Source organism: Acidobacteriota bacterium, from assembly GCA_029861955.1.
Classification (GTDB): Bacteria; Acidobacteriota; Polarisedimenticolia; order Polarisedimenticolales; family Polarisedimenticolaceae; genus JAOTYK01.
Genome location: JAOTYK010000042.1, coordinates 1 through 24,294, shown reverse-complemented (window position 1 = coordinate 24,294; position 24,294 = coordinate 1). Strand labels below are relative to the sequence as shown.

Sequence of the window (24,294 nt, the reverse complement as noted above, 5' to 3'; positions counted from 1 at the left end):
ACCGTCCTCGCAAGGTGTCGAATCCGCTACCGGATCCGCCTCGCAAGCACCCGAGCCCGCGTTGCACACACCGACGTTGCACTGGTCGTCTTCGCCCGAACAATCGACCGGAACACCGGTACAAACGCCGGCTTCGCAGTGATCGGGCGTCTGGGCCGTGCCCGTCTCGGACGTACACACGTTACCGTCCTCGCAGGGTGTCGAGTCCGCTACGTTGGCGGTCGGCGCACAAGTACCGTCCGCATTACATACTCCAAAGGTGCAAGGGTTGTTCGGCTGGGCGTCGCAGAGTGCCGGAATGCAACCACCGTCATTACACTGGTCCGGAGTATTGTCCGGTACGAACTGGCAATCGTCTACCGCATCGCAGCTGTCTGCCGTGCAAACGTTACCGTCGTCACAAGCAGAGTCCACCGGCGTGTTGGAACACGTTCCGACGTTGCCCACGATCGCGCACGTGTCCGTAGTACAGCCGACACCGTCGTCGCATTCCGCATCGGTCATACAGCCCGAGAACAGGCCGGAGATCGGAACCGGATTGCACTCGCACTTGGACGGTGCGCCCGGGATCGCGTCGGTTACGCTCTGACAGTCGATCTCGTCCGGGTTTTGACTCCAGCTGGTGCAGGCTCCCGTCTCCACGATGCCGTCGATGGTGTCACCATCGAGGCAGGCGACCGAGGCCGTAAAGGTGTACTCGGTGATTAGATCGGTGCCAACACTCACTGTGTTGGCGCACTCTCCGGCCGTCTTCGGGATGTCGCCGCAGTTGTCGGCATCCCCGTTGGCATAGGGCCCGGATACCGAGTCGCAGTCGTTGGTAGTATCCGTTGGATAGGTTCCCTGGGGAGTCAAGATATCCCGATAGCAGGAACCGGTGGGATCGGTTCGGGCCGAGCCACCGGTCTCGTTGAGCCACAGGCCGATGTCGTACCGCTCGGGCCCGGATATCAGCGTCGCTTTTAGATCGACGGTGACCTGCTCCGGGAGACAGGCTCCGGCGAAGGGATCCGGGCAGTCGCCATCGGACGAGCACGCCTCCCCAGCGTTGAGCCCTCCCTCGCACGAGATGGGAGTCGGGTCGCACGTCACAGCAGCCCCGACGACTTCCAGCGTACCGATTCTCACGTCGTTCGCGGTGCAGGTTATCTGCCCCACGCCCATGGCCTCTTCGATGCAGTCGGAACCGGATACTCCCGCTACGGCCGGAGCCGCGGCCAGGAGTCCCACGACTACCAAGGCACATCCCAGCAACTCGACAGCAAAGGCCGTCGAGCCCCTGGGGCTCATACATGGTCTTTTCCTCATACGTTCCCCCTCCTTTTCATAATTCTTTCCCAACTCAATTTCGGGTGTAGAAAAAGTTTCGAATCGCAAACACTTGCCCCCATGGTTCGCCTCCTCACGTTATTTCAATTCAATCTTGAAGAGCGCCCTCTTTATTCCTGGCCTGTAACTGCACGATCAGGTCCCCCGGGGAATCCGCCTGGAGTTGCACGGGCTCGAATCCAGCTGCGGACACCTTGAGGGAATGCAAGCCCGGCCCGACTTGCGTAAAGACAAAGGAACCGTAGGCATCGACCGAAGCGTGGCGTAGCGAAAGACTCTGCCCGCCTTCGCCGCGATGAGACCATTCCAGGCTCAACTGCGGGGAGGCCACCGGGATACCCTCGCTATCCACCACGCGCCCTCGAATCTCGTAGGTGCCCCAATCGATAATGAGCGTCAAGTTCTCCATCCCGGCCGAGGACAACTCGGGCCCGCCGATCGTCATACGCGGATCGGAAACGGAGTTGAACGTCAAACGGCCCACGGGGGCGTCGGGGACGGAAAAGGCGCCCGCGGAATCGCTGGTCAGAAGGACCGGCTCCTGGACCGACCGGCTGTTGCGCATCCAGAGACTGAAGTTGGGTACGGGAGTGCCGTTCGTGTTGATCATGCGTCCCGAGAGCTTGGCGTACTCCGACGCATGGGGCTTCAGCGTCACCTCGAGATTCAACCCTTCGGCGCCGACAAGCACCTCTTCCTGATGCTTCTGGTAATCGCCGCGAGGGCTGATCCAGAACTGGTAAGTCACGCCGGCGGTGACCTCGGGTATCAGGAAACCGCCGCTCTGATCGGTGACGGCTTGGTGATTTTGCTCGCCCACCAGGAAGACGGTTTGCCCGGAGACCGGGGCCCCCTGCGGGTTGCTCACGGTCCCTTCGACCACGACGAGGGTATCGAGGGACTCGAGACTGGCGTTCAGCCCGAACTCGCTACGGCCGGCAACCTGGCTGTCTTCGAAAGTGAGAACTCGCGAAGAGTAACCCTTGTGCTCGAATATCAGCTTGTAGGTCTGGCCGTGGGAACCTCTCGGAATCTCGAAGCGGTAGTAACCGTCCAGATCGCTGGTCGCCGTTGCCGTCGAGCCGACCGCTTGCGTGACCGAAGCCGCTTGCAAGGGCTCTCCGATGGTGTTGGTGACCGTTCCGAAAATCGCGAGCTCGCGCTTTTCGTTCAGGATCAGATTGGCAAGGGTGTCGCCGGTTCGAACCGTGGTTCGGGCCGAGTTATAGCGATCGGTGGCGAGAGAGTGAACGTTGTACTCGCCCGGGGGTAGCTGATCCAAACGGTACGAACCGTTCCGTTCGCTGAGGCCCTGCACCTCCTGCGGGCGCTTGCCCCCTTCCTCGGGGTGAAACAACCTGAGCGCGCGCGCCCGGATCTCGACTCCATCCACCGGATCGCCGTCTTCGCTAAGAACTGTACCGGTAATCGACTCTGCCGAATCGGACTCGCCCGGATCGATTTCGGCCGTATCGAGATTCTCGGCGCGCGCGGTTTCGAATTCGAACGCATCCGCCGGCGTACCCGGCGCGGCGTTCGTACGGTTCTTCGCGTTCAACGCCGGCTTCACCTTCATCACAACCGACAGGCCGTCAGTGTCCATGGAATCGATGCGACGGACGACGTGCGACGGGAACCAGATTTCCCCGCCCGCGACCAGCTCAACCGCGGCCATGTCGCCCATGATCCGGAAGGTCTCGACCGGAAGGACACGACCGCTGGAGAAGACGACGAGCTCGGCTCCTTCAGTCAGAGTCGTCGTGGCCACAAGTGCTGTTAGCAGAAGCAGACCGCATCGCCGACGGATGGAATTTCCCACAACTCCATGCGGATTTGACTCCCGCCGCGCATACCGCATCATGTCCTTTCACGGCAGACGATGATATTTGTGAAAAACCGTTACGTCGTGAACGACGCTATCTTCTTCCCCGTGGCATTAGCGTACGTCAAGAATGCCGTAAAAAATAGAGTATTATGTCGTCCGATGCTGTTTTCGGCGGCTCGGTGACGACTCACCCCGCGATTCACTTAAAGAGATGAAAGAATCGCGCCACCGATTGGAGTTGGCGGGGACGATCTCAAGGCGCTGGTGGATTCGGCCCCACGACGATGACGAAGTCCTGCTCGGGCATCAGTTCGACTCCCGAAAAGTTCGGGTCCTTCGCAATCTGCCTCTCGTAAAAGGCCCGGTAACCTGTTCCAGCGAATACTTCGAACCCTGCCGCCCTGAGGCCGGCCACGACGATGGAAATGTGCTCCGCGAGTTCGTCGGTCGCGACGAACACCCGGATGCCCGCGCGGAGCGAATTCTTGGATTCGGTGCTGCCGGCGATTTCCCAGCCCGACTCCAGGAAAGTGTTTTCGAGCTCGCGCTGGAACAAGTCCGCCTCCGGATCGTTTACCTGCGTCACGAACCAGACCTGCTTCCCCGTTGCAGCGCTCAGTGCGGCGTACAGGATCTCGCGGGCCTCGTCGTGCAACGCTCGCGGGTTGTTCTTCGCACCGGGTTTCGCGGATCTCGCGGCCGAACTCGGGCTTGCGGCAGCCGCAGGGCTCTCGTATCTCGCGATCCGATCCCGCAGCAACCGGTTCTCCGCTCGTAGGTTAGCAGTGTGCCAGACGCCCGCGAGCAAGACCAGGGCGCCCAACACGCCAAGAAAGATCTTCGAAAGGTCTCTTTGTCGTTTCATTCGGGGCATCCTATCAGCCCTCGCTCGTTGACGACTTGGATAATCGACCGCGCGGTGATATTTCGCTTTCCAAGAGGGTGGGTCGAGCGACCGGCCCCAGGTAACGATCCAACCAGTCCAGCGTCTCGCGGATCACCTCGGTCTGGTCGAACGGGACGTGTCCGCCCTCGACGATCACCTGGCGCTTGTCTTCGGGCGGCGTCCCCAGTTGATCGAACATCGGCTTCTGCGCCAACTCGTACGGCAACGTGAAATCGTTGTCGGTGTTGATCATCAGCACGGGTTGCGTCACCCGCGGCGAGAAGTTCCACGGCACCTGGTCCCGCGGCTCGTCCAGCATGTGGGCGTCGTGGTAGCCCGCCGCCATCAGAACCGCCGCCTTCAAGTCGGGCAGGTTGGCGACGTAACACGGGCCGTACTCGCCGCCGGCACTCAAGCCGACATACGCGATCCGGTCCGCGTCGATGTCGTCGCGGGTCTTCAGGTATTCGACGGTGCGCATCATGTCCTGCACCTGGCGCATCAACCGGTCGGTCAGCCCGTCAGGGTCCTGACGCCCCAGCGTGCCGTAGAGCGCCGGCACCACCACGGCGCGACCGCTGCGCGGGACGTAACGCGGTAGGAAGACGATGAAGTCGTCGACGCGGGTCAACAGGTTGACCGCCGCACCGGGCCGGAACAGCACCGTCTGGTATGGCGGCTCGGCGTTCGTCGGTAGGAAGAGGTGTGCCTGCACACGGGTCCCGCCGTAGACCGACGTGAAGCTGACCGTCTCGTGGACCCAGAGCTCCGACGAGTCGTCGGTGCGTTCGACCTGCGCGTCCAGCTCGCGCGGCGCATACGCGTAGCGCTCGGCGACCAGCTCGTACACCTCGTCGGAAATCACCTCGACGTCCGCGAAGTCGAAGCGGGTCGCGTCGAACGGCTCGAACGCGATCGGAGGCGGGGGCGAGTCGTAGAGCACGGTGCGGAAACCGATCGTCGGCAGGCGATCCCACGGCGAGTTCGCGCCGTCGTCGGAGAAGGTGTACGGCGGGTCCTCGTAAGAACCGCCCATCGCGTAGCGCCTGTCACCCACGTCCGTCGACGTCCACTCGCGCACGTTGCCGGCGGTGTCGAAGGTGCCGAGCGGGCCCAGGGCCCGCGGCGCGCCGACCTCGCCGACGGCGTCGCTGTCGAAGTTGCCGGTCAGCAGGATTTCCGCGAAATAGCCGCGTCCTGCAAAGCGGTGCCAGTGGTGGAAAGTCGGCAGGCTGCGACCACGCCAGGTGGCGTACGCCTCGGCCTCGAACGCGCTGATCCCGCGCACCGGCAGATCGGCCTCGCCTTCGGGGTACTGGCTGAGCTGCCAACCGGCGGGGCCGGGTCGCCCCGTCTCGTCGACGAAACGCACACTAGCCTGGGCCAGCGTCAGTCGCTTGCCTTCGTCCGTGAAGTACGGCGGCCAGTATTCCGGGTTTGCGTACCCGCCCGCGCTGACGAACTCCTGGAACTGACGGTTGCTGACCTCGTAGCGATCCACCCAGTAGGCCGGAAACTCGAACGTCTCCTCGCCCGGCCGTCCGCCGCGATGCGCGGGCGCACGCAGCATGCCCTCGGGTGCGGCGCCGACGGGTTGCAACGTCAGCGGGATTTCAGTGCCGAACCCGGCGCTGGCGACTTCGAGCGTCTCGTAGCCGTCGGCCTCGGCGCGGAAGACCAGATAGCTCGGCGGGACCCGGATGTCACACGGTGTGTTGCAACGAATGGCCCCCGCACTGTCCACATCCATATAACTGTGGATCGAAATCGCGGCACCGTCGGGCTGACTGGTCACGCGGACCGGCACCGAGGCCGCCTCGACCAGTTTGTTGACGGCCGGGTCGCCGGGCAGTTTGCGCTGCGCCTCGAGCGCCAGCACCAGCGGCTCGAAGCCGGCGCGTTGTTCGAGCAACTGCTCGATGCGTGGCAGCAGCTCGGTCCGCACTCGATGAGCCTCCGCCGCTTTCATCCGGTCGCGCACGACCCAGCCGACCGCCACCAACGCGACGATCAACAGCGGAAGCACGACGACCGGCCGGCGCCACCACGCGTTGCCGCCTGCGGTCGCAAGCTGCCGCTCGCGCACGGCACTAAGCGCGTCGTGCAACGCGTCGCTGTTGGCGTAGCGCTGGTCCGGCTCCTTGGCCAGGCACTTGCGCAGGATCGACTCCAGCTCGCGGGGTACTTTTCGACTGGCCGAGGTCACCGACTCGGGCTCGTCGTGCAGCAGGGCCTGGATCGACTGCTCGTAGCTGTCACGCTGGAACGGACGCCTGCCAGTCAGCAGCTCGTAGAACACGCTGCCCAGCGAGAAGATGTCCGAGCGGGCATCCGCAGAGTGGCCGCGCGCCTGCTCCGGCGCCATGTAGGCCGGCGTGCCCAGCACGGTGCCAACGCGGGTCGAAAGCTCGGTCATCGTCGCGTCACTCTCGTCGGTTTCGCTCTCGTCGGTTTCGCTCTCGTCGTCGCGGTCGAGGCGGGCCAGACCGAAATCGAGGATCTTCGGTGCGCCGTCATTATTAAGAACGACGTTCGCCGTCTTGATGTCGCGGTGGACGATTCCCGCCCGGTGCGCGCGTCCCAGCGCCTCCGCCATCGGCAACGCCAGCGTCAGGAAGCGATCGAAGTCCAGCCCGTTTAACCCGATCGCCTGGGCCAGCGGTTGGCCGGCCACCAGTTCCATCGTCAGGAACGACAGGCCCGGCGCGTCGCCCTCGGCCGGCACGTGCTCGACCGAGTAGAGCGTGACGATGTTGGGGTGGTTCAATGCCGCGACCGCCCGGGCCTCGCGCTCGAAGCGCATCCGCCGCTGGGCGTTGCTTGCCAGCTCTGCCGGCAGCAGCTTGATCGCGACGTCGCGATCCAGCTTCGTGTCGTGGGCCTGCCAGACGACGCCCATCCCGCCTTCGCCGATCTTGGCGGTCAGGCGGTAGTGCAGGAGATTCTGGCCGGGCTCGAGTCTGGATTCCATGGCGAGATTCTACCTGGGGCAAGCCGTGAGGGAAATATCCCCGGAATTGCTCTTGTCCAACCGGAACTTCGTCCGGCTCCACACCGATACCGGCCACAGCGGCTACGTCGGGGGGTGGGGCGTCTCCGCTCAATTGCCGACCCAAGCTGCATTGATCGCCGCCAAATCCTCACCCCCCAGCGGCTTGCCCCACAGCACGTTGCTTGCGGCCGATCGGACACACCCACCCTCCCGAGGCGACGCGTCTACCGCACGGTGAAACGCGAAACTTCTCATCGTACCTTTGCTCAAGCTCAGCGAGTTCGTCACGGCTTGATTCAGAGCCGCGGTAGTCACGCCATAGAGTTCAGCCAAGTCGTTGACCGGTGCGATCAATCGTCAGGTCAGAGGCTTGTTGCTACCGCGCAACCCTCGCGAATCTCGACGCCGGCCTCAGGAACCGTCGTCTTTGTGCGCGTGGGCCCGCCGGAACATCTCCTCGCTCCAGCCGCTCGTGTGACACTGCGTGCAAAACGCTTCCGTCGGATCCACGAGCCCCGCGGCCCTGGACTTCTCGGGATCCTTCATCACGGAGAGGCCCTTGTACTCGCTGCCGAGGCCGTGGCAGCTCTCGCATTCGAGAGGCGGTGTGCGCTTCGCGTGCGCCGACTCCGCCCACGACGCGTACTGCACCTTGTGACAGATCTTGCATTTGGCGGCGCCGATTTTCGTGAGACCCGGCTTGGCCGCCGCCATCTCGATCGTGCCGCCCGGATCGACGACGCCCGGCGAATCGCTGCCAACGGGCTCGGCTTCGACCGGGGTGGGCGTCTCCGGTTCCGCGACGGGAGGTTTCGTTTCGGACGGTTCCGGGATGGAGGGTTCCGCGGCCGGAGCATCTTGCTGCGGCGACGGAACGGGTGACGGCTCGGAGGGTGGCGGCTCGTCCGCGGCCGGAGCCGACGGCTTCGGGGGATCATCCTCCGCTTCCGGCGGTTCCGCGGGATCGGGTGCGACACGGGCCGCGGCGTCATCCGCCGGAGACGGCGCGGGCGCCGGCGTCGCCGCGTCCCCGGCAGGCTCCGGAGTGGAGGAGCACCCCGCAGCGAGGAGTACTGCGAGGAACAGGACGTACGCGAGTCGCGATCGATCGATCATCGTTCACCTCGTCGAGACGGAATCCGCTTCATCTTAGGCGCCGTCGCGCTTCGCAAGCGAGGTCGATTCCATCCGATTTGCGACACGAAGTGTCCCGTGGCCATGAGAACCGGGGTGAGAGTCTCGCTCAGTACTTGTCCACGAGCTTCATGATCCACTTGTGGACCGCGTTGTACGTGATACCGGACGTGAGATACATGACCGCACAGGTGCCGCTGCGGACGTCCATGCCCCGCTGCTCGGCCAGCTCGAGGGCCTCGGGCGTGTCTCGCTGCATGTGAATCCAGATGTCCTTGATTCCGGCGTCGGCCGCCTTGCCTACCCAGTCCCTCGTGTCTTCGCGGCGTGACCGACGACGGCGAAGGAGCCGTGGTTCCAGAATGACTCGAAGTGAGAAGCCATGGGTACGACCCCCGTTATTCGCTGTTTTCGTGATGAGGGCTGGTCTCGTAGTGCTTGCGTAGCAGATCTTCTCCGTAGTCGCGATCGGTGTCTCGCCAGACCGTGTGGATGTGATTGATCAGCCCCTGTTTCTGGCCGGGCGGGTAGGAGTTGTCGAATTCGATCAGGATCGTGGGACCGTGAATGCGGTAGTAGTAAGGCTTGTTCGCCTTCGTGCCGGCCCAGGAGAAATGCACTTTGTCGATTCCCGCATCGTGAATGCGCGCTGCGTGGGCCTTCGCGAGCTCGGGCTCCAGATTGCCCAGGTACTCGTGCAGCAGGTACGTCAAGAGTTGCCGCTGTCGCTCCGTCATCCCGGCTGCGGGCAGCCCGGTGATCTTCGTCAGTCGCTCGGCCCGCCCTGGGCCGGCGATGACGTCCCGGGGCGTATCGCCCTCGAGCAGCGCCTTGGCCTGCTGGCGCTGGTCGAGCGACTCGAATAGCGCGCGCCCGCGAGCGTCCTCCTTGGCGAGGGCATAAAAGCCCGAGTCGAGGTTGCCGCGAACCTCTGCCGGATCCGAGCCGAGAAACGCAGGCGTGACCGCGATCTCGTCGCCGACGACGGTGAAGTTGAGCGCCAGGTGGTGCCCGTCGAGCTGCCAGCCCCACGCTTCGCCCGCCGTCGGGTCTCCGAAGATCCCGATCCAGTACTTGTCCTGCCCGAACATCGACGCCGCTCCGGGACGCGTTCGAGCGGCCGCTTCCTTCAGAATCTCGTCGACGCGCATGATCCCGGCCGCCTTGAGATAGCCCTGACTGCTGAGCGGGGACTGAATCAGGTGATGGGCGAGCACGCGTTGGGCCGCCGACATCTCGCCGAAGCTCACACCCTTGCGCTCGAACATCGTGGCGGGCAGGTTGCTCCACTTCTTGCGCTCTTCGTCTTTCAAGTCGAAGGTCGCCTGCTTGCGAAGCTCCGGCTCGAGCGAGTCGAGGAGCGCGATGGCCGCGCGGCGCATTGCGTCGGCCACATTCGCCTGGGCGGGCTTTCGATCGTCATCGGCAGCCTGCGAGAGAGCCAGACCGACGATGGCCGCGCAGGCGGTAAGTCCCGCGAGGACCTTGATCCCGGTGATCCGCCTCAAGTCGCCTCCCCTCGGATCGAGAATACCCGGGAGGTCGAACGAGGGTCAAGTGACAGAAGCTAGGCTGCAGTGTCCCGGACGCTGGATCTCCGAAACCTGGATAGAATTTCCTATCCGCGGATTCCGAAGACTCCGCACATGCAATTACCCGCGAAACAGCGTCAAGACCACCTGAAAGCCGCTGGATGGTAACACAGCCCCGTACGCCGCCACTCAGGGTGCGAGGCCGTTTCTAGCAGTCCGATCGCGCTGCTGGAAGCGGATGCTTGCGAGGTCGAAGATGATCGGCCGAATCACGGGTTCTTCACGGTTGAGGTTCGACCAGGTGGCCTCGAGGGCCAGGAAATTGCGGATGCCCAGAATGTGATAGTCCTGCGTGAAAACCCACCCGTCAGTGCTGAGTTGCGGCACGATTCCGGCCAGTGCTTCGCCGGTGCCTTTGACGATGTCGCAGTCGATGTAGCCCACACGCACGACGCGATCGATCGGTGCTTTCGCCAGGGTGTCGCGGAACCAGCCTTTGAATGACCGGCAGGCATCGGGTTCCCCGTATCGTCGTAGATGGTCCCACAGCACGTCTTCCGCGGAGGCGTACTCGCCGGTGAAGTCCCAACCCTCCTCTTCGGTCACGGTCATCGGCTCCACGCCCTCGAACGAGTCGTAGATCCAGAGTTCGTAACCCAGGAGCTTGCAGACCACGCTGAACTTCGCCGAGCTGCCGCCCTTCCAGCAGCCGGCCTCCACCACGATCTCGCCCGCGCGGGCGGGCCGCTCGGCAATCGCCCGGCAGACGGCCACGGATTCGCTGGGTTTGTGACCGTGTTCGACGTTCCAATCGATGACCAGGAAACGAACGATCAGCCCCAAGCGTTGCCTCAACGAGAGGCTTTGCAAGCGCAACAGGCCCACGTATTGCCACCAGTGGTAGGTCGCGAATTTCAGACGCTGGCCGTGGATCGGCTTACGGATCAACGGCCGAAGGAGGTTCTGATAGGCCCAGGTCGCGACGCGGCGAATCCAGGGCCCTTTGGCAGCGTCGGGCATGTCGGCGGGATTATACGGTGACCTTCGCCGGCTGCCACGACGTCACTTGACGTACCCCAGGTTCCGCAGCGCGTCGCGGGTCTCCTCGTCGACTTCCTGCGCTGGGCCGGCCTCGCCGGGCGGGGGTAGGCCGTCGATGTAGGCATTGAGCTTGTAGCTTGGAAGTCCGGATCTCGTAGAGTCTAGCTGAGCGTTGGCTTGAACAGGGCAGGGGAAGGTTGACATAGCACCTGATCTCGGACCCTGGGCTGCCAAGAACGTGGATAGAATTTCCTATCCGCTATCCGCCTATCCGCGGTCGCTTGCACGGATGAGTACCTCGAACTGTCCGGTACCAGCATGGCCGCCCCGATGGTCGCCGGTGCCGCGATTCGCATGATCGGTCGCGAGCCGACGCTCAACCCGGGCTCGGTCAAGGCGCGTTTGATGTCCTCCTGGTCGGTCTATTCGGCACCCACCTCGTGACGGATTCGATCCGTCATTTCCGGAACGTCACGACCTAGACGCAAACAGGCCCGGCGAGTCATTGACTCGCCGGGCCTGTTAATTTCCCTACTGAATCAGAAGTTTCCGTCGCAAAGCGCCGAGGTCTCGGCGTTTTGTTCCGTTCCGTCACCGCAGCAGTAGCGGTTGGCGGGACGGCCATTTTGACGTCCCGCGCAGTCGCCACAGTTGGTGCAGTCCTCGCCCGGCTCGCAGACATTGTCGTTGTCGCAGTCGCCGCCGGGCGGGTCACCGCCGCCGTCCGGATCCAGATACGTCGACACACTCGAGTAGTAGTGAGCCAGCGCACCGTCCATCGTGCGGTTGTTGTTGACGTCGCAGACGTCGCCCAGGTTGCTGCCGCAGGCGCCGAACAGCTGGCCGACGATCAAGCCGCCGCCATTGACCACCGGGCCGCCGCTACTACCGCCGTCGGTCGCGCCGTTGGTGTCGCGACTGTAGATGAACTCGCCACGCGGGAAGCCGTTGCAGGTAAACGATCCCGAGTCGACGCTGTGCGCCGAGAACGACTGGGACTGGGCGTTGGGGTGTGAGATCCGCTCCATCGAGGCGTTGTTGTTGCTCGCGATCGGCACATTGGACCAGCCGAGGAACGACGTGCCGCCCGGCGGGTTCTGGTTCAGCTCGAGCAGCGTGTGGTCGCCATTGCCGCTCGACGAAAGGATCTGCGATCCGGACGTCGAGTTGCCCGACGGCGAGCAGCCGCTGGTGTAGTTGAAGTAGACCTGCAGGTTGCGGGCGTCCTTGCCGCGACTGACGCAGTGGTTGGCGGTCAGGAATAGCGGGCGCTCGCTGGAGTTGTCCGTATCGGCGATCAACGCACCACTGCAGATGTTGAGAAACGCGCCGGAGACCCAACGCATGTGACCGGCGGCAGCCTTCTGGGTTGCGCTCGCACCGGAGTTGGAGGTGTTGATGCACGACGCGTTGCCGCAGATCGCCCGAGTCGCAGTGCCGGCCGCGTCACTCACCGCGAGGATCGCGACAGCCGGGACGTCGAAACGGATCTCGTTGAGCGAGCGCGGATCCATTTCACCCTTGTAGTGTAACTGCACGTAGGCCCGCGAGGTGTGGATCAGCTCGGCCCAGAACTCGCCGTCGTCATGGCGGCCAAAACCGGTGAACGGCCCGAAGGCCTCGTCGTTTTCACCGTAGACCCACATCTCGGCGCCGGCGGGGAGCGAGAAGCGGTCGAAGTTGACGCGCATACCGAGCGCGTCGGGCGATTCGGCGATCAGCGTCCAGGTGAAGCCGTCGCCGGTCGCTGCGAGCTGGCCACCGGCGAAGACGTCGCCTGCTGTGACCTGCTCGGGGGTGACGCCGCGGAAGTTGACGCCCTGAATGTTCTTGACGACGCCGACGCGCATCTTGCGCACCCGCAGGTCATCGGCCGTGGCATTCTTGTCGTCGGTCATGCCGATGTCGATCCGGTCCTGATCGGTCAGGGAGACGACGATGCCGGGAGCGCGGGTCGTCAGCGCGCGCCTGTCGAACAGCCACTGGGCATCGAGGGCCTGCCGGGCCGCGATCTGCGTGGGGTCCTCGCCGAGGGTGGCGGGGTGACCGGGAACCGACAGGTAGCCATCCTTGTCGGCCGGTGCGGAGAAGAGTGCCGTCGTGGTCAGTGCCAGCGACAGCAAAACCAATACAGGCGTCTTTCGTGCCATACGTGCCCCCCTAGGGTGTAAAGAGAGAGATTCGGCCGGTGCAGCCTCCTCGTCGCAGGAATGCGAACCGGAAGTGTACCGTCAAAACGGGGGTCAGCGCGGGATGTTGCCGTATTTCTTCGGCGGCGTCGTGTCGCGCTTGTTCTTCAGCAGCCGCTTGGGGGTCCGGGACTCGTAGAGTCTAGCTGAGAGTTGGCTTGAACAGGGCACGGGAAGGTTGACATAGAACTTAATCTCGGAGCCTGGGCTGCCAAGAACGTGGATAGAATTTCCTATCCGCGCTCAATAGGTCGATGCAAGGTGAACCACCCCGGTGCCTGTCGGAGAACGAATCAGTTGACTCTCGACGTAACCCAGGACGGGGCCGCCAACTCAGGTGTCCACGGGGGTGTCCATTCTCCTCGGACTGTAGAGCACTCCTCGTAACGCTCGTAAACGGAAAGGGCAACGAATCAAGACAACTCTCGAAAGTCCTTCCTCCTCCTGAGCGCGCTCACTCCTCGATGCATAGATGTGCCAGGTTCCACGAGCAGGCGCGGGCGTTGGCCGTCGTCCAGCCGTCGGTCGTCGCCGTCGGGAACTCGCCCACCCGCGGACTGAGCAACGCAGTGTTCTCGGACGTCCAGGTCTGGCAGTTCTGCATGAAGCTCGTCTCGTCGTAAGGGAGGAGGCCGTTGGCGTAGGTGCCGGTCCACGCCGGGCCGACGAGCTCGCCGCCGCCCAGGTAATACATCCGCGAGCCGACCGGCCAGCCGTCGAGCAGGTCGGCGAAGTCCGTCGCCAGCACGTCGCCCGCGACGTTGACGAACGGTCCGCCGCCCGCCGCGATCCGGTCGATCGCATGGACGGGGTCGTCGCCGTTGTTCTGCGTGCCGCTCAGCCAGGCCACGAACGTACCGCTGTAGCCGGCCGTGGTGGCGGCCGTCTGGCAGTCGGCGTCCGCGCCGGCGAAGCCGCCGAGGTTGCCGCCGTTGCTCTGCCCGGTGGCGAAGATCAGCCGCTCTTCGGGATCGTCGCACGCGTCGCCACCGAAGTCGCCGTCGCTGTTGGCCTGGTCGGGGTTGGGTTCGAACGGACAGTTGTCGACGCCGTCGTCGACGCCGTCGTTGTCGCTGTCGTCGTCGCAGGCGTCGCCGTAGCCGTCGCCGTCGATGTCCTCCTGTCCCGGGTTCACGTCATGGGGGCAGTTGTCGACGTCGTTCAGCACGCCGTCCTCGTCGTCGTCGATCGAGCTGTCGAAATCGCACGCGTCACCGAGGCCGTCGCCATCGAGGTCCTCCTGACCCGGGTTGGCGTCTTCGGGGCAATTGTCGTCGACGTCGACGATGCCATCGCCGTCCGTGTCGACGGTGCAGACGAGCGACGTCACCTGCGCCGGCTTGCAGGTGCTGGGTGGCCGCGGCCGCTCGCTGCCGTCGGCCAGTAGGCCGAACGAGCCCTCGGTCTCGCCCTGGATCGGGACGACGAGGTAAAAGAACGACACGGAGCTCAGGTTCTGATAGGTCCAGGAGGTCTCGCCGTTCGTGCTGCAGATCAGGTCGAGCGGCTCCTCGAAGTCGGTGTTTTCGAACGACCCGCCGTAGATCGCGTAGTCGGCCGCCGGCGCGTCGCAGGCGGTCTCCCAGCTCAGGTCGACCTGGTTGTTGCCCGCGCCGGGCTCGACGGTGAGGTTCTGAACCCTTCCGGCCGCCGTCTCGGGGTCGACCAACGCCAGCGAGATGTCGAACGACGCGTCCAGCGCGGTCGGCCCGGTCGTCGCATCGGCGAACAACCCGACACTGCCCGCCGGTAACGCCGTCGCGAACGTGTGCGTCCCGGGCGTGTCCCAGAACTGCGGAAAACCGCCAGATGTAAAGAGGACGACCTGCGCGTCGTCAAGGTCGGCCTGCACCTCGAGCCAGTACGTCCGGTCGGTGTCGAGGTCGGCCTCGAACGACGAGATCGCCGTCGCCCCCGCGTTCAGGCAGAGTCCCGGGTCGTCGATGACGTTGGTGCCGGTACCGAAAGCCCGCAGCGAGTAGGTATCGGTGAACGAGTCCTGCGTCGCCGTTCCGGTCGCCGCGATCGGCTGCGGCCCGCCGTTGTCGCAGATGTCGTTTGCGGTCTGCATGAGCGTCTCGACGAAAGCCGGTTCGCCCGGCATCGCGTCGAGCGACACCGGCGCGGGAAAGTCGCTCCCGGCGAACGTTTCGACCCACAACGAACGGCTCTCGAACGAGTACACCGGACGATCCGGCAGCACCTCGATCGGTGCCGCGTCGATGTAAAGGTTGTTCGACTCGGAGAACTCGGGAATCTCGCCCCAGTCGGACGGGCCGGTCCACGCGTCGATTCTCCAGCCCAGGTAATAGGTTCCGGTCTCGGTTCCCGGTGGGATCGTCAGGATCTGGACCTTGCCGGCCGAGGAGTAGCCCGGCATGCCCGGGAATTGCGCCTCGCCCAGATCGACCAACGGCGTCGGGTCGGTCGGGGAGTCCGTCAGGAAGAAACCGACCGGGTAGCCGCCGCCGGGTGACGCTCCGCCCGCGTTCGAGATCCACAACTGAATCAGGAACGTCTCGCCCACGCGGACGTTCCTCGATGAGAACTCGCGGATCGCGTCCGGTTCCGAGTAGAGGTCGGTCGTCAACCGTTCGATCATCGCCTGACCGAGCGGCGCCATCACGTTGGTCTGTACCGTGCCCGACGTCTGGTTGCCGCCCTTCGTCATCGCGTTGAGGACGAGCACCTCGTCATCGAGTAGCACGATCGACGAGTCGACGACGACCTTACTGTTTCGCGTCGTGGTGCCGCGCAAGCCGCCCTTCGAGTAGGCGACGATTGGCAGGTAGCAGCCGGTCGGTCCGCCCACACGGGCGCATCCGAGATTCGCCGTGAGGTCGTCGCTGGAATTCAGGTTGGCCAGGGATGCGTCTCGCGTCGGCTCGTCGAAAAACTCCAGCTCCCAATACTTCTCGAGCAGATGCCCGAACGCGCGTGGCGTGGCGCTGTTTAGACCCGACCGGAAGTAACGGGCCTCGCCGAAGCCGTTGTCGGCGGGCGGAAAGGTCGGGCCCGGTCCCACCAGGCCGAAGTATGTGGCCAGGTCGCCCCACGGGTCGTCGATGTCCGCGCAGATCTCGCCGTTCAGACAGGTGGCGTCGCAGCGGATGCAGTCGCCGGCCGCGGGACACGTGTCCGGCGGCACGCCCAGGACCGTGCAGGCCCTGAACGACGAGAACAGTCGCGGACGCATCGTGTGTCCGGGCGCCTCGAAGTACGAATTGTCGACCGGGAACGCGGCGTTCTGTTGCCCGCTCCACAACTCGTAGCGATCGACGTCCTGGATGCTCGTCGTCACGCCCCAGCCGGACGCGATCTCGGCGACCTCGGTCAGCCACGTGTTGAGGTCGGGATCCGCCCATGCGGCACCGATCCGCGGCGCTCCGGCCGCGGGATCGGTCGACAGCACCAGCGCCGACGTCGCCGCGTTGTCGCTCTGGGTCATCATCCCGTCGTCGAAGCGATCGACGCTGAAGGTCATGCCCCGGTCGTCGGCCGTCGTGTTGCCCTGGACGATGCCGCCCGTGCCGAAGCCCGGATTGGGGCGCTCGTCCACGTACCACGGCGCCCCCGAGTCGATTGCGTTCGTGTAGGGGATCGTGTCCATGATCCGATCCACCTCGCCGGTGCCGATGCGCGACCAGAGGTGCGCGTGGATCGCCCACTTGCTGGCGCTCGCCAGGTAGAACGGCGTGTTCTTCCGATACCCGACCGACTGGTCGGTGCGCAGATTCTTGCCGTAAAAGCCGAGGACGTTGACCACCGACGACCCGCTCTCGAAATTCGAGATCGCCGTCGTCAGGTCGCTGGTCAGGTGCTCCGGGTCGACCTCCGGCGCCAGCGGTGCGACGGCGTGCGCGGCCTTCCAGGTGTCGCCCCAGACCGCCATGTAGTGCGTCTCTCCCGGCACCGACTTCGTCAGCTCGAGGTCGGTCAGGTGATCGGCGCCCCAGGTTGCGGTCCACGAGTCGATCGCGAGCGCATCCTCGAGGTAGGTGATGATTCCCCAGTTGCCGCCGCCGTACTGGGCGACGAGCACCGCATAGCGCAGGTCGCCCTGCGTCGCGCTTTCGTACTCCTCGAGATCGACGATGCGCCCCTGCATCGGGTTGGTCAGCGCGTTCACCTCGTCCTTGGTCATGTCGCGGTAGAGGTGCGTCATCGGGATGTCGTCGCCGCGGTGGAACACGCCGACGTAGTGCGGCGTCCCGTTCAGATCGTAGACGTCGAAGTCGGTCATGGCGTAGCCGTCGCGCAGCATCTGTGCGTGCTCGATGTCGAACGTCGCCTCGACCTCGTCGACGATGATGCCGCTGACCAGCCGACCGGGCTGCTCGAGGAAGATCGCGCTCCAGCGCTCGTCGACGCCGTCGTCGACCATCTCGACGTCGAGCCAGACGCCGTCCAGCTCGCCGACGGTCGCCTTGAAGAAGATCCAGTCCGGCAAGTCGCCGTCGACCAGCGTGCGCACCGTCGCGCCGCCGCCTACGAAGGCGTCGGTCCACAGCCCGCTGTAGGTGCGCGAGCCCCCGGTGCCGTCGATCTCGATATCGACGAGACGCCGCCCGGCGGCGTTCTCGGTGGCGTCCGTCGTCAAGAACGTCGCCGCGTCCTGTTCGAGGTGGTAGACGGTCGTCTGGGCGGCGACGGGCAGGAAGGCGAGGGCCGCGATCAGAAGCGAGCAAGTGCGCATGGCGGCATCTCCGGTTCATTGGTTACTACCGTCATAGAGACCGGGCGGCGAGCCGAAGGTAACGGAGCCCACTGAAATTCGGTTAAAGTCGAGGAATTACGGTCCCCGACATCAGCCTGTCCGAGCGGGTAAGAAGAACAAGGCCCCTTTCCAAATGGGCACGCGGCGGCCCCCAGCGGCGGCATGTACGGCCTCTGGTTCGTCAGCGATCGGCCCGAGAGCAGGGGTCCGCGCGATTTCTACCGCGCCCGCCCGATCGCAGGTGGTTCTCGTTCTCCCGCCGCTACGGGGAGAGTTGGGACACGACGACCGACGCCGAGATCTACTGGGTTGACGCATCCGTCCTCGACGAGCCCCGCTCCGACTAGGTTTCAGGTGTCCACGGGTGTGTCCATAACCCTCGGACTTGTGATGGGAACGGTAGCCCGCACGGGTATTCCTGGGCTGATCATCGGCAACACCGCCGAGAGCATCCTGAGCGATATTGATTGCTCGTTGTTGGCGGTGAAGCCTGAGGGGTTCGTGACGCCAATCAGCATGAACAAGTGAGCATACGGAGTCCGGCCTGCGAGCGGCGACCCGGCGGTCGCGACTGAGTCTCCGCAACGTCAATCCGGCTGCTGACGAACGATCTCCTCCTTGATCCCGTCAACCTGCTCCACCGGCAGTACGAAGACCACGCCTGTGCCGTGCTCGTCCAGCTTTCCGGCCTTATGGATCGCCGTCATCACCGGCTGGACCAGCTCTTCTTCGGCCAGGAAGATCACGACGTCCGTCTGCGTCTCCAGGCTGAGGCCGAGAAACGTCTTCGCCTCGCGCATACCCGTCCCGTGGCTGGGTACGATCGTCGCTCCGGAGATCCCGCAAGCCTTGGCGGCTTCGACGACATGGTCCGTGACGTTCGTTTTGAGAGTGGCGACGATGACCTTGTATTTCATTGCATTCCTCGTGGCCCTACCTTGAGCGCAGTTTCGCCCACAACGCGGCGAATTGAGCGTACCCCATCACGGTAATCATCGGAAACAAGCTGGCGAACGCGATCAGGCCGAACCCGTCCAGCGCCGGATTGCGCCCCGGAATGGTCGCTGACAGGCCCAGGCCGAGGGCCGTGACCAGTGGAACGGTCACGGTCGATGTCGTGACCCCGCCGGAGTCGTAAGCCAACGGGATGATCGATTTCGGCGCAAAGAAGGTCTGGACGAGCACGATCAAGTAGCCGGCTGCGATAAACAAGACGAGAGACGTGCCGGTCACGATACGAAATGTGCCCAGCGAGATGCCCACACCCACGCCGAAGGCCACGACCAGGCGAAGTCCCCATGGCCGGACCGTCCCACGCGACGCCTGTTTTGCCTTGAATGCGACGGCGATCAGGGCGGGCTCGGCCAGCGTGGTGGAGAAACCGATAATCGCGGCGAAGAGGTAGATCCACCCGTACATCCACCACCGGGGCGAATCGGGCGCCGCGCCGCCGCCGAATACGAAGTCAGGCGACGAAAGCTGCGTGGCCATCGACTGGCCCAGCGGAAACAGCGCCAGTTCGAGCCCGACCAAAAAGAACGCCAGCCCTAAGACGGCGAGGAGGAGGCCGACCAGCACGCGCTTGAGGTGCGGGATCGGCTGACGCAGCACGAACAGCTGGAAGCCCAGCAGTAGCGCGCTGAGCGCAGCCACGTCGCGAACCGTAGCCAGCAGTGCGTTCGTCAGCGCGTCGATCACGCTCGGTTCCTCCCTCCGCCCATCAACCCGTTCCCGGGATGCGCAGACCGAAGCGCAGGATGCCCAGCACCATGACGAACACCATCGGCGTCAACGAGGCCAGGGCGATCATGCCGAAGCCGTCGACCAGCGGGTCCCGCCCGCGGATCGACGTGGCCAGCCCGACCCCCAGGGCGGTCGCCAGCGGCACCGTCACCGTGGAAGTGGTGACCCCGCCCGAGTCGAAGGCGATCCCGACGATCGCCTCGGGCGCGGCGAAGGTCATCAGCAGGATCAGGGCATAACCTCCGATGATCAGATACTGGACCGGCCACCCGCGCAGGATGCGAAATATTCCGAGCACCACCGCCGCCCCGACCGACAGGGCCACGGTGAGCCGCAGCTGGAGCGCGTACGACGATTGGGAAGAAGCATCTGCCGCGATGTAGCCCGCATCCGCTGCTACGCTGGCCGCCTTCCCGGCGATCGCGATCAGTGCCGGCTCGGCAACTGTGGTGGAGAAACCGAGCAAAAACCCGAACAGCAGCAGCCAGGCCAGGCTGCCCTTGCGCGCGAAGGCATCGGCCATCGCTTCGCCGATGGGAAACAGACCCATCTCCAGACCCTGAACGAAGAGCGTCAACCCGAGCAACACGAACAGGGCACCGACCAGCGTCTCCGCCACGTTGGGAATGGGTTGCCTCAGCACCAGCGACTGGAACGCCACGATGACCAGGATGATGGGAAGGAGGTCGCGCAGGGCATTCCCGAGGTGACGAAGGAACACCGGGATCAACCGCTTCAGGGAAACCGTCTCTTGCATCGTGGAAACCTATTCGGCCGGTGCTATCGACTCGCGGCAGGCCAGGAAACACCCTTCGTCACTTTGCCGAACCCATCTTAGTCGACACCGATCGCCTTCATACGGAAACCCCGCATTCCGAACAGGCCGGCATTCGGGTACACAAGAGACAGGACGAAACGGCCGACTCAGGTGTCCACGGGGGTGTCCATACTCCTCGGACTGTAGAGTACTCCTCGTACTCCTCGGAAAGGGACAAGGGCGACGAATCAAATAAACGTTTATTCGCCGCCCTTCCCGAGAGTACTTAGAATCCCCCGGAGCTTGCTCCTTCCGAGTTCGAGTCTCGGCTCCGGCACCAACGTCCAGGTCCAAGAGCTCAATCGGCGCTGCCCAGTAGTGCCCTGCGATTCACCATCCGCCCCTCACTGATCACTGTCTCCAGCGATCGCGTGTTTCGAATGTCATCCAGAGGGTTTGCGTTGAGGATGAGAAGATCGGCGCGTTTCCCGGGCTCGATCGTGCCGAACTCTGCGCCGGCACCGATCATCTCGGCGGCGTTCCGTGTGGCCGTCTCGAGTGCTTCCATCGGCGTGAGCCCGGCCCGTACGAGCAACTCCAGTTCCCGATGAACGCTGTAGCCCGGGAATACATACGGATTGCCGGTGTCGGTCCCGAGAGCGAGTGGGACGCCCTGGTCATGGAGCATCTTCACGTTGGCCAACAGGCCGGCAATGCGGCGTGTATTCGCTTCGTGCGAGTCGACGCCGGGTTCGATAGTGACCGAGCCTCCTCGCCGAAAGCGGGTGAGGAACGCAGGATTTTTCAGGGCCGCGACTTCTTCGTTTGACACGGTCTCACGTAGGAACGCGTCGCTTGTGTCAAACGGTTCGTCGACGTACCACAATGAGACCAGGCCGCTGTATAGCGAGAGTGTGGGAACTACGATGAAACCCGCTGCGGCCATCCGATCAGCGAGGGCAGTGTCAGACAGAGGATGCCCTTCAACGGTGTGTACGGCGCCTGCTGCACCCCCTTCGAACGCCGCTTCCAGCTCATCCCGGGACGTGACGTGGGCGAAAACTCGCAGGTCGTGCTGAGCCGCCTCGTCCACGATCGCCCGAATCATCTCGACCGACATTTGCGGGTGGTCATCGCCGAACGGCGTCGGGCCTGACTCAACGGTGATCTTGATCGCGTGCATCCCGCCCTTGGCACGCTCCTGAACCGCGGTTCGTGCTGCCTCCTCGGTGCGGACGAGTGAGATACCGATGCCGAGCGAATACAAGTTGACCGGTTCGCTCATCGGGGTATCCGCCGCTAGCGAATCGGTGGCCTCCCGCACGCCAGGAGGGAATATGGTGTAGATGGGGTGCGTGCCGTGAAGAGTAAGATGACCGCCGGTGCCGTAGATGTGCGGGGACTTGAGCTCGCCCCTCGCACGACGATCTCGCAGGGCCCGGATCGAGTCGGTGCTTCCATCGGTGCCGCCGAGCATGAGAATGGCCGTGACGCCGTAGTAAAGCTCGCGAGCGAGGACCACGTCAGTGGTCTCGGGTTTGCGCGACACCGGGGCACCGAGTCCGAAATGGACATGCATATCCGCGAGACCTGGGATCAAGAACTTTCCCGTAGCGTCAATCACGGTCTCCGCCGCCAGCCCCTCGGCGTCGCTGTCCGGAATGACCGCGTCGACACGGCCATCGCGGACAATGATGCTGGTTTCGGCTTGTGGTGGGGCGCCGGTCCCGTCGATGAGCGTGGCTCCGCTGACTATGAGTTCCGCCTGCGTAGTTTCCGGCGAGTGGCTAGAAGTACTACACGCCAAGCACGCACACCACAGCAGCATCGCCAATGCGGCGTGACCCAACTTTTCGTACTGAACCATGAAAATGCGCTCCCTATTCGTGGACCTCTCAGGTGTCGTCTCGACCATTCGGACGGCGAGTCGGACGAAAGCTACGGAACCCGTGATCCCATGCGCAAACGAGGAGGCCACGAGTCTTGGCAGCGTCGGCCAGAGTTGCCGGTGCGCGCGCCGATCTTTCCGGGATCGGGACCGCCAACTCAGGTATTCCTCTGGGTGTCCATCACCCTCGGACTGTAGAGCACTCCTTGTAACCCTCGTGAATGGGAGAGGGCAACGAATCAAATAAACGTTGATCCGCCGCCCCTTTCGTTTCGTCCTAAAATCCTCTTCCCGCAAGGGAGTACAGGTTGCTCCGCGTGCCTTCGGCATCGAGTCCTGTCTCCGGCACCAAGCGAACCCGACGATCCCTGCTGTACACCGATCGTCAACGGTCCGTGCCGGTTCAAGCCGGAGAGAAGAGTTCGGACTTCATCCATCTGTCCGGAGTTCGATCCAGCTTGCGACCGCTTGCAGCATGGATTGGGAAACGAGCATCTGGCCGTGCACATGTTCGTTGGGTGCCAGGCCCGGCGCGCCGAGGAAGAAATGGTCTTCGTCGGGTAGAACGGTGACTGTGAAGGATTCATTGCCCGCCGCTCGCAGGCCGGCCTCGAGCGCCGCCACGTTCTGATCGACGATCACCTGTTGATCGGCACCACCGAAGAGCGCGAGCACGGGCCGGTCAAGTTCGCGCAACGCCTCCTGGGGATCCGAGCTGAAGAACTGTCGGTACCACGGCTGTCTCAGGTCGCCGAACGCTTCGCTGACAAACTCCGGCGTCACCTCCCTAGGCGGATCGCCCCATGCAAGGCAGGCGGCGCGACCGTAGCGATAGAACCCGTCGTCCGTGTTTCCCTCTTGCCCGATATGAACGACCATGTCTGTCAGCGCCGATTCGATCGCTGCGATTTGCTGCTCCGGCATTTCGCCCTCGCGGCGTAGCATGTCGCCCTGTTGCCGCACCCAGATCTCGGCACCGGGAACGGACGGCGGAGCGAGCAGTACCAGAAACGAGACCCGAGGCTCTTCCACGGCGAGTCGAGGTCCGGTCATCGCACCTTCGCTGTGGCCCAGAAGCCCCACCCGAGTGGCATCGATCTCGGGGCGCTCGAGCAAGTAGCGAAACGCGGCCCGCGCATCGGCAGCGCGATCGTCCATCGTCGACTCTCGGACCGAGGGACCGCTGGAGTCTCCGGTGCCGCGGTCGTCCACACGAAGGACCGCTAGCCCACGATCGACGAGATAGTCACCGATGACCTTGAACATCGGCGTGCCCGAGATCACCTGGTCGCGTGTGTGACCGCCCGATCCGGTCAGGAGCAAGACCGCGGGGTGCGGTTCGTTCCCTGCAGGTAGGCTGAGCGTGCCGGCGAGTGTCACATCCGGGCTCTCCGTTGCGATCGCGACCTCTTCGTCCGCTGCGGGGACGGTGACGGTTTCGGTTCTACACGCCAACTGCGAGGGGAGCAGTGCCAGGACGATCACGATCCGAAGCAGCAGGGTCAACAGGAACCGGGAGTGTGTTGATCTCGGGTCTTCCATTGAAGCGACTCCTCTGCGCGACTGTCACGGTCGTCGCGCCAACCCTCGGACTGTAGAGCACTCCTCGAACTCTCGGAAAGGGAAAAGGCGACGAATCAAATAGACGTTGATTCGTTGCCCTTTTCCTCCGTCGCTACGGAACGACCAGCACCTTCCCCCGCGACCGGCCTTCTCCCACATACCGCACGGCGTCGGCGGCCTGTTCCAGCGGGAACCGTCTGTCGATGGTGAGCTTGATGTCGCCGGACTGCAGCCAGCCGAGTACGGCCTCGTGATTCGCGAAGTTGGATTCGGCCGCAAGCATCCGAATCCGGGTGCCGGACACGGCGCCCACGACGGGGCCGATCAAGAGGATCTGAAAGAAAGCGCGCATAGTGCCGCCGGCCATGGTGTAGGCGCCGCCCTTGACCAGCGCACGCCGGACGGCGGAGGCAGAGCGAGTTCCGACGAGGTCGAGGATCAGGTCGTAGCGCTCGCCGGTCTCGGTGAAGTCCGTTCGGCGGTAGTCGATCACGTGGTCGGCTCCGAGCGAGCGCATATGGTCGAGCTTCGCCTCGTGGTCCACCGCCGTGACCTCGGCGCCCTGCATGTTTGCGATCTGGATGGCAAACATGCCGGACCCACCGCCCGCGCCGTTGATCAGGACCCGCTGTCCGGATCGGATCCCGCCGCCCGCGCGCAGCCCCTGTATCGCGATGGTGGAAGCCTGGGGTACCGCG

The 24,294-nt window shown here is 64.1% G+C and carries 17 protein-coding genes and 1 pseudogene; 2 read left to right on the top strand and 16 right to left on the bottom strand.

All coding sequences use genetic code 11. The annotated features are described in order from the left end of the window. The 8 genes from OES25_15385 to OES25_15350 all read right to left on the bottom strand — a co-directional run. The coding region (locus OES25_15385; GenBank protein ID MDH3629027.1) for a hypothetical protein at window positions 1–1,290 on the bottom strand (1,290 nt) is incomplete at its 3' end. Window positions 1,291–1,417: 127 nt separating this feature from the next. Continuing rightward, window positions 1,418–3,097: a carboxypeptidase-like regulatory domain-containing protein gene (locus OES25_15380; GenBank protein MDH3629026.1), complete on the bottom strand. Its 1,680-nt coding sequence runs from the start codon at window positions 3,095–3,097 to the stop codon at window positions 1,418–1,420. Between the two features lie 310 nt (window positions 3,098–3,407). Continuing rightward, window positions 3,408–4,019, bottom strand: a complete 612-nt coding sequence (locus tag OES25_15375) for a hypothetical protein (GenBank protein ID MDH3629025.1) — start codon at window positions 4,017–4,019, stop codon at window positions 3,408–3,410. Window positions 4,020–4,032: 13 nt separating this feature from the next. Beyond that, the gene (locus tag OES25_15370) at window positions 4,033–7,011 is read right to left on the bottom strand and encodes a protein kinase (GenBank protein MDH3629024.1); all 2,979 of its coding nucleotides are present in this window, start codon (window positions 7,009–7,011) and stop codon (window positions 4,033–4,035) included. Window positions 7,012–7,443: 432 nt separating this feature from the next. Then, on the bottom strand, window positions 7,444–8,148 hold the full coding sequence (locus tag OES25_15365) for a hypothetical protein (protein ID MDH3629023.1): 705 nt from the start codon (window positions 8,146–8,148) through the stop codon (window positions 7,444–7,446). A 127-nt stretch (window positions 8,149–8,275) separates the two neighbouring features. Further along, a complete protein-coding gene (locus OES25_15360) occupies window positions 8,276–8,425 on the bottom strand; it encodes a hypothetical protein (GenBank protein MDH3629022.1) in 150 nt (49 codons plus the stop codon). A gap of 139 nt (window positions 8,426–8,564) precedes the next feature. After that, window positions 8,565–9,674 carry a DUF3500 domain-containing protein gene (locus tag OES25_15355; GenBank protein MDH3629021.1) on the bottom strand — a complete coding sequence of 370 codons (1,110 nt, stop codon included), beginning with the start codon at window positions 9,672–9,674 and terminating at the stop codon, window positions 8,565–8,567. A 213-nt stretch (window positions 9,675–9,887) separates the two neighbouring features. Then, window positions 9,888–10,718 (bottom strand): TylF/MycF family methyltransferase, encoded by an 831-nt coding sequence (locus tag OES25_15350; protein MDH3629020.1) that lies wholly within the window; start codon window positions 10,716–10,718, stop codon window positions 9,888–9,890. Window positions 10,719–11,000: 282 nt separating this feature from the next. On the opposite strand from OES25_15350, the gene OES25_15345 reads away from it, so the two are divergent. After that, window positions 11,001–11,183, top strand: a complete 183-nt coding sequence (locus OES25_15345; protein MDH3629019.1) for a S8 family serine peptidase — start codon at window positions 11,001–11,003, stop codon at window positions 11,181–11,183. Between the two features lie 95 nt (window positions 11,184–11,278). Here OES25_15345 and OES25_15340 read toward each other — a convergent pair whose 3' ends face one another. Both OES25_15340 and OES25_15335 read right to left on the bottom strand, forming a co-directional pair. Further along, a complete protein-coding gene (locus OES25_15340) occupies window positions 11,279–12,889 on the bottom strand; it encodes a serine protease (protein MDH3629018.1) in 1,611 nt (536 codons plus the stop codon). A 493-nt stretch (window positions 12,890–13,382) separates the two neighbouring features. Then, entirely contained in the window at window positions 13,383–17,624 is a 4,242-nt protein-coding gene (locus OES25_15335) for a thrombospondin type 3 repeat-containing protein (GenBank protein MDH3629017.1), read from the bottom strand. Window positions 17,625–18,023: 399 nt separating this feature from the next. Here OES25_15335 and OES25_15330 point away from each other — a divergent pair. Continuing rightward, a pseudogene (locus OES25_15330) lies at window positions 18,024–18,173 on the top strand (universal stress protein). A 59-nt stretch (window positions 18,174–18,232) separates the two neighbouring features. Here the strand turns inward: OES25_15330 and OES25_15325 are convergent. The 6 genes from OES25_15325 to OES25_15300 form a co-directional block, all read right to left on the bottom strand. Beyond that, on the bottom strand, window positions 18,233–18,562 hold the full coding sequence (locus OES25_15325) for a P-II family nitrogen regulator (GenBank protein ID MDH3629016.1): 330 nt from the start codon (window positions 18,560–18,562) through the stop codon (window positions 18,233–18,235). Between the two features lie 16 nt (window positions 18,563–18,578). Continuing rightward, a complete protein-coding gene (locus OES25_15320; protein MDH3629015.1) occupies window positions 18,579–19,340 on the bottom strand; it encodes a DUF1538 domain-containing protein in 762 nt (253 codons plus the stop codon). 25 nt (window positions 19,341–19,365) lie between these two features. Further along, window positions 19,366–20,145: a DUF1538 domain-containing protein gene (locus OES25_15315; GenBank protein MDH3629014.1), complete on the bottom strand. Its 780-nt coding sequence runs from the start codon at window positions 20,143–20,145 to the stop codon at window positions 19,366–19,368. 358 nt (window positions 20,146–20,503) lie between these two features. Then, window positions 20,504–22,012: an amidohydrolase family protein gene (locus OES25_15310; protein ID MDH3629013.1), complete on the bottom strand. Its 1,509-nt coding sequence runs from the start codon at window positions 22,010–22,012 to the stop codon at window positions 20,504–20,506. A gap of 450 nt (window positions 22,013–22,462) precedes the next feature. After that, complete coding sequence (locus tag OES25_15305; protein MDH3629012.1) at window positions 22,463–23,575, bottom strand: alpha/beta fold hydrolase; 1,113 nt, start codon at window positions 23,573–23,575, stop codon at window positions 22,463–22,465. Window positions 23,576–23,708: 133 nt separating this feature from the next. Then, window positions 23,709–24,294, bottom strand: a 586-nt coding sequence (locus OES25_15300) for an NAD(P)-dependent alcohol dehydrogenase (GenBank protein MDH3629011.1), incomplete at its 5' end; no start/stop codon positions are given.

Bases quoted from the DNA above. Each gene is read 5' to 3' on its own strand.
- OES25_15340 (MDH3629018.1), bottom strand. From the start codon at position 12,889: ATGGCACGAAAGACGCCTGTATTGGTTTTGCTGTCGCTGGCACTGACC.
- OES25_15305 (MDH3629012.1), bottom strand. From the start codon at position 23,575: ATGGAAGACCCGAGATCAACACACTCCCGGTTCCTGTTGACCCTGCTG.
- OES25_15325 (MDH3629016.1), bottom strand. From the start codon at position 18,562: ATGAAATACAAGGTCATCGTCGCCACTCTCAAAACGAACGTCACGGAC.
- OES25_15350 (MDH3629020.1), bottom strand. From the start codon at position 10,718: ATGCCCGACGCTGCCAAAGGGCCCTGGATTCGCCGCGTCGCGACCTGG.
- OES25_15365 (MDH3629023.1), bottom strand. From the start codon at position 8,148: ATGATCGATCGATCGCGACTCGCGTACGTCCTGTTCCTCGCAGTACTC.
- OES25_15315 (MDH3629014.1), bottom strand. From the start codon at position 20,145: ATGCAAGAGACGGTTTCCCTGAAGCGGTTGATCCCGGTGTTCCTTCGT.
- OES25_15335 (MDH3629017.1), bottom strand. From the start codon at position 17,624: ATGCGCACTTGCTCGCTTCTGATCGCGGCCCTCGCCTTCCTGCCCGTC.
- OES25_15375 (MDH3629025.1), bottom strand. From the start codon at position 4,019: ATGAAACGACAAAGAGACCTTTCGAAGATCTTTCTTGGCGTGTTGGGC.
- OES25_15360 (MDH3629022.1), bottom strand. From the start codon at position 8,425: ATGCAGCGAGACACGCCCGAGGCCCTCGAGCTGGCCGAGCAGCGGGGC.
- OES25_15310 (MDH3629013.1), bottom strand. From the start codon at position 22,012: ATGGTTCAGTACGAAAAGTTGGGTCACGCCGCATTGGCGATGCTGCTG.
- OES25_15370 (MDH3629024.1), bottom strand. From the start codon at position 7,011: ATGGAATCCAGACTCGAGCCCGGCCAGAATCTCCTGCACTACCGCCTG.